The organism is Piscicoccus intestinalis NBRC 104926, from assembly GCF_001515525.1.
Taxonomy (GTDB): Bacteria; Actinomycetota; Actinomycetes; order Actinomycetales; family Dermatophilaceae; genus Kineosphaera; species Kineosphaera intestinalis.
The window spans coordinates 1-11,570 of record NZ_BCNQ01000144.1; the positions used below are offsets into that span (position 1 = coordinate 1).

Below are 11,570 nucleotides of genomic sequence, written 5' to 3' on the forward strand. Positions count from 1 at the left end.
CCGGCCGGACGCCGGACCGAGACGACGGGGACGGCCGGGCTGGCCGGGCTGGCCGGGCTGGCCGGGCCGGCCGGGACGGCCGGGAGGGCTCGGAGCCGTCGCAGATCGCCGCGACGAGCGCCGCGAGCAGGGCGCCGGTCAGGCCGGTCGCGGTGAGCATGACGCCGCCGACGAGCACATCGGCCGGGGTGCCGTGGCTGACCAGACCCCCGACGATGAGGCCCGCGCCGACGAGGACCGCGCCGACCACACCGGCTCCCAGGTGCAGCCCGAAGCGGGTCGTGGGCGCCGGCTCGAGGGTGCGGGCGCGGCGGCGGGCGGACTGCGCCGCGAGCACGACGAGCGCGATGCCGGCCCAGATCGCGCACACCCCGAAGGCGGCGATGACGTCGCTGGGGCGGTGCCAGCGTTCCAGGATCGTCGCGGCGCCGGTGAAGGTCGCGACGGCGCTGGTCGCGACGACGAGCAGCGGCCGCAGCACCCGCGGCGCGACGATGACGAGGGCGAGCGCGAGGCTGGTCATCACCGTCGTGTGCCCGCTGGGCAGGCTGTTCATCGCGGGACCGACGCCGTATTCGGGCCGCGGGATGACCTCCTTGAGCACCTGGGTCGTGATGTTCGCGCCGGCCACGAGCACGGCGGCGGCCACCCCCGCGCCGAGCCGGCGGCGCACGAGCGCGAGCACGACCGCCACCGCGAGGCCGACGATGACGAAGCTCACGCTGACGGTGTCGAGCCAGTTGACGACGAGCGCGCTCATCTGCTCGGGCACGCCGATCGACCAGCGCGAGCGCTCGTCGGCGCGCTGCCCGAGCCGGGTCCACACGACGAGCACGATGGTGGCGACCAGCGCCAACGCACCGAGAGCCGTCAAGACGCCGGACAACGCGATCGGCGCCCAGCCCCCTGGACGGCGTCCGCCGGCGCGGTAGGTGTCGGCGTCCGGCGTGTTCGGTGAATACACGATCGTCATCCCTACGATTCTGTCCGCTCCCCCATAAGCCTGACTGTGCCCGCGCTGTCCGCGGGCTGACGGCTCCTCCGATCGGCGGCCTCCCCTTGCGCCTGATCCCTTCAGGGTAGGCGTCTTCTCGCGCCGGAGCCGGGCGCGAACCGCGTGGCGAGCAGGGCTCGTGTCGCGGCGGCGCTTTCGGTTCGCCCCCGGCCGCCAGGACCGCCGACGATGGTGGGAAATTCCGCCGGACAGACGCGGCAGATCTACCACGCTCTTTCGACTCTTCTGACGCGCGCGCCGGTGCCCCCTCACGCAGCCGTCACGTCGGGCGCATGGGGGGACGCATCAGCGGCCCGGACGGGGCCCACTGGACCGGACGCGGCCGGGGTTAATCTGAGGCGACGGTACGAGGGAATTGGGTGAGTCAGCGGTGCAGGCGCCGGACAGTTCGCAGGTCACGACGGCCCGCTCCGGCGGGGCCGCTCGCGTCGTCGTCGTCGGAGCCGGAGTCAGCGGCCTGGTGGTGGCGCGCGGGCTGCGCGCGGCCGGACACGAGGTGACGGTGCTGGAGGCGGGCCCGCGGGTCGGCGGTCACGTGCTCACCCTCGACGTCGCCGGGCGCCCGGTCGACGTCGGCGCCGAGGCGCTGCACATGCAGGTGCCGGCGGCCGCCGCCCTTGTCGACGAGCTCGGGCTGCGCGACGACATCGTCGCCGCCCGCTCCAACCCCAGCTGGCTGTGGACCCCCCGCGGGCGCCGCCGCCTGCCCGCCGGAGTCGGTCCCGCCGGCCCCACCCAGCTGCGGCCGGTGCTGCGCAGCGGCGTCATGACGTGGCCCGCCCTCGCGCGCGCCGGGCTGGAGCCGGTGCTCGCGGCCCGGGTGGCCCGGCTCCCGGACGACGGCGACACCGACATCTCGGTCGGCGACTTCGTGTCGTCCCGGTTCGGGCGGCAGGTGACCCGCGCGTTCGTCGACCCGCTGCTCGGCGGGCTGCACTCCGGCGACGTCGATGCCCTCAGCCTGCGGGCCTGCGCCCCGTCGCTGGTGCCCGCTGCCACCTCCGGGCGCTCGCTCGTGCGGCGGCGCCGGGCCGCCGGGGGCCGCCCGCCCCGCCGGTCGCCCGGCTCCGATCGCGTTCGCCTCCTGGCCGCAGGGCATGGCCCGGCTCGTGTCGTCCCTGGCCGAGGGGCTGGCGATCCGCACGAACACCCCCGTGCGGGCGCTGCGCCGCGCCGGATCCGGCTACATGGTGCTGCTCGACGGCGGGCGGGAGGTGAGCGCCGACGCGGTCGCGCTGGCCCTGCCCGCCCCGGCGGCCGCGAGGGTGCTCGCGGAGGCGCGTCCGGAGCTGCCGACGGCGAGCCGGGTGCTCGCGCAGACCGAGCAGGCCGACACCGCGACCGTCGTGCTCGGTTACCCCCGCGCCGCCGTCGCGGATCTGCCGGCGCTGGCCGGCAACGGCATGCTCGTGCCGAGCGGCAGCGGCACGCTGCTCAAGGCGGTCACGCACCTGTCGACGAAGTGGCCGCACCTCGACACGAGCGACGATCCCGACACCTATCTCGTGCGGCTCTCGGCCGGCCGGGCCGGCTCGAGCGAGGCCGCCGACCTCGACGACGACGCGCTCGTGACGCGGTTGCGGGCCGATCTCGCCCGGCTCGAGGGCATCGACGCCGAGCCGAGTCACGCGCTCGTGCGGCGCTGGCGCACCGGCATCCCGCAGCTGACGGTCGGGCATGTGGGGCGCCTGCGGGCGGTCCGTGCCGAGCTCGAATCCGGCTGGCCCGGGGTGCAGCTCGTCGGCGCCTCGTACGACGGCATCGGGCTCACCTCGTGCATCGCCTCGGGTCAACGCGCTGCCGCGGCGATCGCGGCGCGCCTCGCCGGCGGACCGCACCGCACCGACTCCACTCGCACGGAAGGACGTTCGTGAACACCCCCAACGGCACCTCGACCCGCCCCCGGGAGCGCACCGCGGTCCGGCGCCTGCGCCACGATGCGGGCGAGCGCCCGATGATCGTCATCTGGGAGGTCACCCGCGCGTGCGCGCTCGTGTGCCAGCACTGCCGCGCCGACGCCCAGACCCGCCGCGACCCGGCGGAGCTGACGACCCAGCAGGGCAAGGCGCTGCTCGACGACATCGCGGGTTACGGCGCTCCGTACCCGATCGTCGTGCTCACCGGCGGCGACCCGTTCGAGCGGCCCGATCTCGCGCAGCTCGTCGAGCACGGCACCAGCCTCGGGCTGCACATGGCGCTGTCTCCGTCGGTCACCCCGCGGCTGCAGCCGCAGATCCTGCGCGAGCTGCGCGCGGCCGGGGCCGCGACCTTGTCGCTGTCGATCGACGGCGCCGCCGCGGCCACCCACGACGCGTTCCGCGGGGTGCCGGGCGTGTTCGAGCAGACGATGACGGCGGCGCGCTGGGTCAAGGAGGCGGGCTTCCGGCTCCAGGTGAACTCGACCGTCACGCGCGGCAACGTGCACGAGCTGCCCGAGCTGCTGCGGCTCGTGCTCGGCCTGCAGACCTCGCTGTGGAGCATCTTCTTCCTCGTGCCGACCGGGCGGGGCCAGCAGCTGCAGGCGCTGTCGGCGGGCGAGGTCGAGGACGTGCTCAACTGGATGTACGACATCTCCGACCGGCTCGCCGTCAAGGCCACCGAGGCGCCGCACTACCGACGGGTCACGCTGCAGCGCAAGGAGGCCGAAGCCACCGGCCGCACGATCGAACACGGCCCGCTCTACGAGCGGCTGCGCGCGCAGACCGAGGCGGTCCTCGCCCAGACCCCCACCCGCACCCGGCCGCCGCGCCCGCCGATCGACGTCAACTCCGGCCGCGGGTTCAGCTTCATCGACCACCGCGGCCAGGTCTACCCCAGCGGCTTCCTGCCGCAGCAGTGCGGCAGCGTCACCGAGCACGGGTTCCGCGCGATCTACCGCGACAACCCGCTGCTGCGCTCGCTGCGTGAGCCGTCGGGGTTCGCCGGCAAATGCGGGGTGTGCGAGTTCAACGAGGTGTGCGGCGGGTCGCGCTCGCACGCCTACGCGATCACCGGCGACCTGCTGGCCTCCGACCCCACCTGCGCGTACCGGCCCGCGGCCCTGGACAGCCTGCCTGAGCGCCCCGGGCACACCGTCGCCTGAGCCGTCGCCAGCCCTCCGGGCGTCCGCCACCGCGTCCGCATCGTGGGCGACGCGCAGGGAGCCGAGGGTTGCGGCTGTCGCCGCGTCCGTGAGCGCCGGGCGCAACGCGAGGGCGCGTCCGGCGTTCGGCCGGCTCAGACTCGGCTCAGACCGAGGGGGTGAAGAAGTACGTCGTGTGCTCGGCGGCGCGGCCGTTGCCGTCGAAGACGAAGAAGGCGGCGAATCCGACGGTGCGGCGGCCGCCCTCCTTCAGCTCGCCTTCCCACTCGCCGTGGGCGGCGACGTTCTGACCCTCGACGACCAGCGTGCGCAGCACGTGCCGACCGGGCGCGATGAGGCGGCTCTCCTCGTAGTAGCGACGCACCGAGTCGATGCCAACCATGCGGTCGTAGCCCGGGCGGCGGTAGAGCACGTCGCCGCTGAAGAACTCGAGCACGGCCTCGAGGTCGTCGGCGTCGAGGGCGTCGTAGTAGCCCTGCACGGCCCTGCGCAGGTCGGGGCCGACCGCTCGCATGTCACCAACCATCACGCCTCCTGGTTCTCGCGTCGGGCCCACACCGGCTCGTGCGCCGCACCCCGGTCGCCTGTCGGGGCCGTCGTGTGGCTCGGCCGCCCACCACGATCCTTGCATGCCCGGGCCGGAGCCGGGGTGAGGTCAGGCGCCGTCCACGCCGCTCCAGCTCACTCCCACTCGATGGTGCCCGGCGGTTTGGAGGTGACGTCGAGCACGACGCGGTTGACCTCGCGCACCTCGTTGGTGATGCGCGTGGAGATGCGGGCGAGCACGTCGAACGGCACCCGGGTCCAGTCGGCGGTCATCGCGTCCTCGCTGCTCACCGGGCGCAGCACGATCGGGTGCCCGTAGGTGCGGCCGTCGCCCTGCACCCCGACCGAGCGGATGTCGGCGAGCAGCACGACGGGGCACTGCCAGATCTCACGGTCCAGGCCCGCCTCCGTGAGCTCGGCACGCACGATGGCGTCGGCCGCGCGCAGCGTCTCGAGCCGATCGCGGGTGACCTCGCCGATGATGCGGATGCCCAGGCCCGGGCCGGGGAACGGCTGGCGCCACACGATGCCCTCGGGCACGCCGATCTCCAGGCCGACCTCGCGCACCTCGTCCTTGAAGAGGTCGCGCAGCGGCTCGACGAGCTTGAACATGAGGTCGTCGGGCAGGCCGCCGACGTTGTGGTGGCTCTTGATGTTGGCGGTGCCGCTGCCTCCGCCGGATTCTACGACGTCGGGGTACAGCGTGCCCTGCACGAGGAATTCGACCGGGTGGCCGTCGGATTCGGCGCTGCCCACGATGTCGCGGGCTGCCTGCTCGAACACGCGGATAAACTCGCGCCCGATGATCTTGCGCTTGGTCTCGGGGTCGGCGACGCCTGCGAGCGCGTCGAGGAAGCGGTCGGCGGCGTCGACGACGACGAGGTCGACACCGGTGGCCTGCACGAAGTCCTCGCGGACCTGCTCCGCCTCCCCCTGGCGCAGCAGGCCGTGGTCGACGAACACGCAGGTCAGCTGGTCGCCGATGGCCTTCTGCACGAGCGCCGCGGCCACGGAGGAGTCGACGCCGCCGGAGAGCCCGCAGATAACGCGGGCGTCGCCGACCTGAGTGCGGATGCGCTCGATCTGCTCGCTGACGATGCTCTCGGCGGTCCAGTCGCCGGGCAGGCCGGCGCCGTCGCGCAGGAAGTTCTCCAGCACGCGCTGGCCGAACGTGGAGTGCATGACCTCGGGGTGCCACTGCACGCCGTAGAGGCGGCGGGCGTCGTCCTCGAACGCGGCGACCGGGGCGTTGGCGGTGTTGGCGGTGACGACCATGCCCTCGGGGGCCGTGACGACCCCGTCTCCGTGCGACATCCACACCGACTGCTGCTCGGGCTGGCCCTTGAACAGCGTTGAGCCCCGCGGGAAGACCGTCGCCGGGGTCGAGCCGTACTCGCCGAGACCGGTGCGTTCGACGACCCCGCCGAGCGCCTGGGCCATCGCCTGGAAGCCGTAACACATGCCGAACACGGGCACCCCGGCCTGCAGCAGCTCGGGGTCGAGCCCCGGGGCGTCCGGGGCGTAGACGGAGGCGGGCCCACCGGAGAGGATGATCGCCCCCGGGTCGCGGGCCAGCAGTTCCGCGGCCGGCGTCGTGTGCGGCACGACCTCGCTGAACGCGTTCGCCTCCCGCACCCGGCGCGCGATGAGCTGGGCGTACTGGGCGCCGTAGTCGACGACGAGAACTGGCTTGGCGTGCGGGTCGCTCACGGCCGCGAGTCTACAAGCGCCCCCGAACGCCGCTCGAAACTGCGTGTCGTGGTGAGAACTGCAGTCCGGACTGAGTTCTCACCACGACACGCAGTTTCGACGGTCGTTGGTCGTTCGTCGTTGGTTGGTCGTTGGTGGTCGTTGGGGCTCAGCGCAGAAGGGGCGTCGAGCCCTGTTCGGCGACGGCCAGGTTGGCGTGCTCTCGGATCGACACGCGGTGCTCCACCCAGAACGAGAAGAACGGCACGCAGCCGGCGAGCATGACCCCGATGAGCTTGAGCAGCGACCACCGCGCGGGCATGCCGAGGTTGACCGACGCCCCCAGGTAGACCATGTAGAGGAAACCGTGCGGCATGGCCCACCAGGCGAGGATGTCGTTGCCGAAGCCGTACTTGAGCACCATCTCCAAGACGAGCAGCAGCAGGCCGAATCCGACGATGATCGCCATGGTCCGGTAGAACGGCAGCGCCTTGCGCACCCGCGCCGGGTCGTACCCCTTGGGCAGCGCGCGGGGACGCCGGCCCGTCGAGTCCTGCGGGTTGGGGCTGGGGGCGTTCACGACGTTCGCTCCTTGTTCTCTTCGTCGGCGGCGGGCGCCCTGGTCGGCGCGGCCGCGTCATCCTCCCCGGAGGGGGCGTTGGCCGCCTCGAGCTGTTCGCGGTCGTGTTCTTCGCGCACCATGCGCCACCACATGTAGAGCGCGAACAGCGCGAAGATCCACCACTGCAGGGCGTAGGCGAGGTTGCGCCAGGCGAACCCGTCGGGCGACAGGTCCGGCGGCGGGATGTGGGTGACCCCGGTCGAGGGGGGCTGCTGGCTGCTCGGGAACAGGATCGCGTTGTACAGCTGGCCGGGCCATTCGTTGACGAGCTCGGCCAGGTCGATGGTCTGCATCTGCCCGGACGGCAGGGCCGTCGGCTTGTTCGGGGCCGACTCGCTGCTCGCCAGCATCCCCGCCAGGGAGACGGTGCCCTCCGGCGGCGCGGGCGCGGCGTTCGGGTCGGTGATGAAGCCGCGGATGACCGCGAGCCTCGCCCCCGTCGGCTGGACGACGAGCGGGGTGACGACCCAGTAGCCGGTCTGGTCGCCGAGCCGCCGGTCGGTGATGACCACCTGGCCCGAGGCGTCGTACGTGCCGGAGACGGTCACCGTCCTGCCCATGAGGTCGCCGGTCATCGGGGTGTGCGGCGAGAGCACGCCGGTCAACTCGACGGAGGGCGCCTCGCGGGCCTCCTGGAGGGCCTCCTCGTGGCCGCGGTCCCGGGCGACGTCGAGCTGCCAGAGGCCGAGCTGGGCGAAGACGATGAGCACGACGACGACCGCGGCCAGCAGCGCCAGCCATTTGGGTCTCGTCGCGGTGCGCCACACGCCTGCCAGGCTAATCGACGCCCCGGTGAGCGGCCTGGCCGCCCCGGAAAGACCGCCTCTCGGACTCCCCCGGCGGGCGTGCCCCCGAGAGGTCGGTCGTGCCACCGCGACGTCGACCGCGGCTCCCGGCGCCGACCGGCTCCCTCGGCACCCGAGCCACCCCCTCAGCACCGCTCACCGCCCCTCAGCGTCGGCCGAGTACCTTCATCGCCCGCAGCGCCCAGGTCATCGTCGAGGCCAGCTGCTCGCCGCTGACCCCGGCGGGGGCGCCGAGGTTCATGCCGCGCTGCACGGCGATCGTCTGCGGCTCGGTGTACTTCAGCAGACCCTCGACGCCGTGCCGGCGCCCCAGCCCGGAGGCCTTCATGCCGCCCATCGGCGCGGCGGTGCTCGCGTACGCGGCCCCGTGACCGTCGTTGACGTTGACGCTGCCGGCCTTGATCGCCCGGGCGATCGTGCGGCCGCGGCCGATGTCGCGGGTCCACACCGAGGCGTTCAACCCGTAGTCGGTGTCGTTGGCCCGCTCGATGGCCTCGGCGTCGCTGCCGACCCGGTACACCGAGGCCACCGGCCCGAACGTCTCCTCGCGGCACACGTCCATCGCCTCGGTGACGCCCTCGAGCACCGTGGGCTCGAAGAAGAACGGCCCGATGTCGGGCCGCGCCCGGCCGCCGGTGAGCACGGTGGCGCCCGCCGCGACCGCCTCCTCCACGTGCCGCTGTACCCGCTCGAGCTGCGCCGCGGAGACGAGGCTGCCGAGGTCGGCGTCGAAGGTGAGGTTGGTGCCGAGCCGCAGGGCCTCGACGCGCGGCAGGAAGCGCGCGAGGAAGTCGTCGGCGATGCTCTCGTGCAGCAGCAGCCGCTCGGCCGAGATGCACAGCTGGCCCGCAGACGTGAAGCACGCGCCGACCGCGCCCTCGGCGGCCCGGTCGAGGTCGGCGTCGGCGGCCACGTACAGCGAGTTCTTGCCGCCGAGTTCGAGGCTGGCCCCGACGAGCCGGCGCCCGGCGACCGCGCCCACCTCGCGCCCGGTGGCGGTGGAGCCGGTGAAGCTGATGTAGTCGGCCTGCTCGACGACGGCCCGGGCGGTGTCGGCCGGGCCGAGCACGATCTGCAGCGCGCGCGACGGCAGCCCGGCGCGCGTCAGCAGGTCGGCGACGAAGAGGGCGGTCAGGCTGCCCTGCGGGTCGGGCCGCAGCACGACGGTGTTGCCCGCGACCAGCGCCGGGATCGCGTCGGTGATCGCCAGCGACAGCGGGTAGTTCCACGGCGAGACGATGCCGACGACACCCTTGGCGTGGCGCACCTCCTCGACCCGGGTCAGGCCCGGCACGATGCCCGAACGCCGTTGCGCCCGCAGCAGGTCGGGCCCGCTGCGGGCGTAGTAGCGGGCCACCTGGGCGACGTCGACGATCTCCTCGAAGGCGTGCACCCGGGCCTTGCCCGACTCCAGCTGGATGAGGTCGAGCAGCTCGACCTGGTGAGCGAGCACGAGGTCGTGCAGCCGCAGGAAGAACTCGCTGCGCAGGTGCACCGGCAGCTGCTCCCACGACGGCTGGATCGCGCGGGCCCCGTGGAACGCGAGCTCGACCTCCCGCGCCGAGCTGACCGGCAGCCGCGCGAGCAGCCGGCCGGTCATCGGGGTGATCGTGTCCATCGTCTGCGCCCGCGGCGAACTCACCGCGTAACGGCGCAGGTGAGCCACCCAGTCGGGGTCGAGCGCGTAGGTGCCCGGGGTGGTCACCGTGGACCCCTCCTGCGCCCCGCCCGATGTCGTACTCGTCGTCGCCGCCACCCCCGTCGGCCCGGTCGCGCCGCCGGCCACCGCCTGATCTGTTGCCATGGCAGCCAGGCTACGTGCGGGGTCTGACAAGTTCCGGCGGACCGGCTGGAGGTGGTCTCAGCCCACGACGTGCTCAGTCGACGACGTGCTCAGTCCACGACGTGCGGGGTGACGACGACCTCGATGCGCTGGAACTCCTTGACCTCGGTGTACCCGGTGGTGGCCATCGCACGACGCAGGGCGCCGACGAAGTTCGTGCGCCCGTCGGCGGCGCGGCCGGGGCCGAAGAGGATCTCGCGCAGCGGGGCGGTGGCGCCGACCTCGACGCGCTCGCCGCGCGGCAGCTGCGGGTGGTGGGCCTCCGAGCCCCAGTGGTAGCCGCGGCCCGGGGCCTCCAGGGCCCGCGCGAGGGCGGCGCCGATCATCACGGCGTCGGCGCCACACGCGATGGCCTTGACGATGTCGCCGGAGCGGCCCATGCCGCCGTCGGGGATGACGTGCACGTACCGGCCGCCGGACTCGTCGAGGTAGTCGCGGCGGGCCGCGGCCACGTCGGCGATCGCGGTCGCCATCGGGGTCTGCACGCCGAGGGTCTGCACGGTGGTGTGGGCGGCACCGCCTCCGAACCCGACGAGCACACCCGCCGCGCCGGTGCGCATGAGGTGCAGGGCCGCGGTGTACGTGCCCGCGCCGCCGACGATGACCGGCACGTCGAGCTCGTAGATGAACCGCTTGAGGTTCAGCGGCTCGGCGTGGCTGGAGACGTGCTCGGCGGAGACCGTGGTGCCGCGGATGACGAACAGGTCGACGCCCGCGTCGACGACCGTCTTCCAGTGCTCCTGGGTGCGCTGCGGCGACAGCGCCCCCGCGACCGTCACCCCCGACTCCCGGATCTGGTGCAGCCGCGCGGTGATGAGGTCGGGTTTGATCGGCTCGGAGTAGATCTCCTGCATGCGGGCGGTGACCGCGGACGGGTCGAGCGAGGCGATCTCCGCCAGCTGCGGCGTCGGGTCCTCGTAGCGGGTCCACAGGCCCTCGAGGTCGAGCACGCCGAGGCCGCCGAGCTTGCCGAACGCGATCGCGGTCTCCGGCGACATCACCGAGTCCATCGGGGCGGCCATGAACGGCAGTTCGAAGTGGTAGGCGTCGATCTGCCACGAGGTCGACACCTCCTCCGGGTCGCGGGTGCGTCGCGACGGGACGACCGCGATGTCGTCGAAGGTGTAGGCACGCCGCCCGCGCTTGCCCCGGCCGATCTCGATCTCACTCACGCGCTCAGGCTACCCAAGGCGGGTGCGGCGCCCGGGCCGGCCACGCGAGCGCGCCATCGGTCCCGGCGCTCCCGGCATATCTACCGAGGGCGTCCAGACGCGCATGACACCATCGAGCGCATGCGTTCCTGTTGCGCCCTTTATGTCGACGCCGGCTACCTGCTCGCCTCCGCGGCCACCCGAGTCACCGGTACCTCGCTGCGCGGCGGCGTGCACGTCGACCACGACGAGCTCGTGCCTCGCCTCATCCGGCAGGTGGAGGCCGACAGCGGGCTGCCGCTGCTGCGGCTCAACTGGTACGACTCCGGCGGCGAGGCGGGGGGCCAACCCGACGGCGTGCAGGCCCGGCTCGGCCTCATGGCCCGCGTCAAGCTGCGGCTGGGCCGGCTCTCCTACGCCGGCGAGCAGAAGGGCGTCGACCTGCGCCTCGGCCTCGACCTGGCGACCCACGCGCGCAACAACATCGTCGACGTCGCCTACCTGCTCTCCGGTGACGACGACCTGACCGAGGCCGTCGAGGAGGCCCAGGGCCACGGCGTGCAGGTCATCCTGCTGGCGGTGCCCAACGAGGCCGGCGAGCCGTTCGGCGTGGCCCGCCACCTGCAGCGGGAGTCCGACGGGCTGGCGCTCATCGAGGAGGAGACGATCCGGGAGTCGGTGCGCGCCGCCGGTCCGCGGCCCGGGCTCGTCGGGGTGCCCACCCCGGCTGCCCGGGGCGAGGGGTCGGCGTCCGCGCTGCCCCCGGGGTCCCTGGAGTCCCTGCAGTCCCCGGAGTCGGAGTCGTCGCGGGCAGCG

10 protein-coding genes and 1 pseudogene are annotated in these 11,570 nt (G+C 73.5%); 4 read left to right on the forward strand and 7 right to left on the reverse strand.

Going from position 1 to position 11,570, the window contains the following annotated elements:
- Positions 1 to 973, reverse strand: a 973-nt coding sequence (locus PINTE_RS17560; protein WP_068433366.1) for a phosphatase PAP2 family protein, incomplete at its 3' end; no start/stop codon positions are given.
- Between the two features lie 505 nt (positions 974 to 1,478).
- On the opposite strand from PINTE_RS17560, the pseudogene PINTE_RS25130 reads away from it, so the two are divergent.
- The 3 genes and pseudogenes from PINTE_RS25130 to PINTE_RS24560 all read left to right on the forward strand — a co-directional run.
- A pseudogene (locus PINTE_RS25130) lies at positions 1,479 to 1,973 on the forward strand (protoporphyrinogen/coproporphyrinogen oxidase); the annotation flags it as partial.
- 151 nt (positions 1,974 to 2,124) lie between these two features.
- Entirely contained in the window at positions 2,125 to 2,889 is a 765-nt protein-coding gene (locus tag PINTE_RS24825) for a protoporphyrinogen/coproporphyrinogen oxidase (protein ID WP_281178972.1), read from the forward strand.
- Positions 2,886 to 4,097: a TIGR04053 family radical SAM/SPASM domain-containing protein gene (locus PINTE_RS24560; RefSeq protein ID WP_281178973.1), complete on the forward strand. Its 1,212-nt coding sequence runs from the start codon at positions 2,886 to 2,888 to the stop codon at positions 4,095 to 4,097. The genes PINTE_RS24825 and PINTE_RS24560 overlap by 4 nt, the downstream gene beginning before the upstream one ends.
- Positions 4,098 to 4,242: 145 nt before the next feature.
- Here PINTE_RS24560 and PINTE_RS17580 read toward each other — a convergent pair whose 3' ends face one another.
- The 6 genes from PINTE_RS17580 to PINTE_RS17605 form a co-directional block, all read right to left on the reverse strand.
- Positions 4,243 to 4,611, reverse strand: coding sequence for a nuclear transport factor 2 family protein (locus PINTE_RS17580; protein WP_245643030.1), 369 nt, complete (start codon positions 4,609 to 4,611; stop codon positions 4,243 to 4,245).
- Between the two features lie 167 nt (positions 4,612 to 4,778).
- On the reverse strand, positions 4,779 to 6,353 hold the full coding sequence (gene guaA, locus PINTE_RS17585; RefSeq protein WP_068433372.1) for a glutamine-hydrolyzing GMP synthase: 1,575 nt from the start codon (positions 6,351 to 6,353) through the stop codon (positions 4,779 to 4,781).
- A 148-nt stretch (positions 6,354 to 6,501) separates the two neighbouring features.
- Positions 6,502 to 6,912, reverse strand: coding sequence for a DUF3817 domain-containing protein (locus tag PINTE_RS17590; protein WP_084343748.1), 411 nt, complete (start codon positions 6,910 to 6,912; stop codon positions 6,502 to 6,504).
- The gene (locus tag PINTE_RS17595) at positions 6,909 to 7,721 is read right to left on the reverse strand and encodes an SURF1 family protein (protein WP_084343749.1); all 813 of its coding nucleotides are present in this window, start codon (positions 7,719 to 7,721) and stop codon (positions 6,909 to 6,911) included. The genes PINTE_RS17590 and PINTE_RS17595 overlap by 4 nt, the downstream gene beginning before the upstream one ends.
- Before the next feature lie 184 nt (positions 7,722 to 7,905).
- Positions 7,906 to 9,564, reverse strand: a complete 1,659-nt coding sequence (locus PINTE_RS17600; RefSeq protein ID WP_084343750.1) for a succinic semialdehyde dehydrogenase — start codon at positions 9,562 to 9,564, stop codon at positions 7,906 to 7,908.
- An 89-nt stretch (positions 9,565 to 9,653) separates the two neighbouring features.
- Positions 9,654 to 10,775 carry a GuaB3 family IMP dehydrogenase-related protein gene (locus PINTE_RS17605; RefSeq protein WP_068433376.1) on the reverse strand — a complete coding sequence of 374 codons (1,122 nt, stop codon included), beginning with the start codon at positions 10,773 to 10,775 and terminating at the stop codon, positions 9,654 to 9,656.
- 120 nt (positions 10,776 to 10,895) lie between these two features.
- Between PINTE_RS17605 and PINTE_RS17610 the strand changes: the two genes are divergently transcribed.
- On the forward strand, positions 10,896 to 11,570 hold a 675-nt coding region (locus tag PINTE_RS17610), incomplete at its 3' end, for an NYN domain-containing protein (RefSeq protein WP_217996631.1).

What these genes read in the sequence shown, in the direction of transcription:
- PINTE_RS17600 (WP_084343750.1), bottom strand. Translation starts at nt 9,564, where the DNA reads ATGGCAACAGATCAGGCGGTGGCCGGCGGCGCGACCGGGCCGACGGGG.
- PINTE_RS17580 (WP_245643030.1), bottom strand. Translation starts at nt 4,611, where the DNA reads ATGCGAGCGGTCGGCCCCGACCTGCGCAGGGCCGTGCAGGGCTACTAC.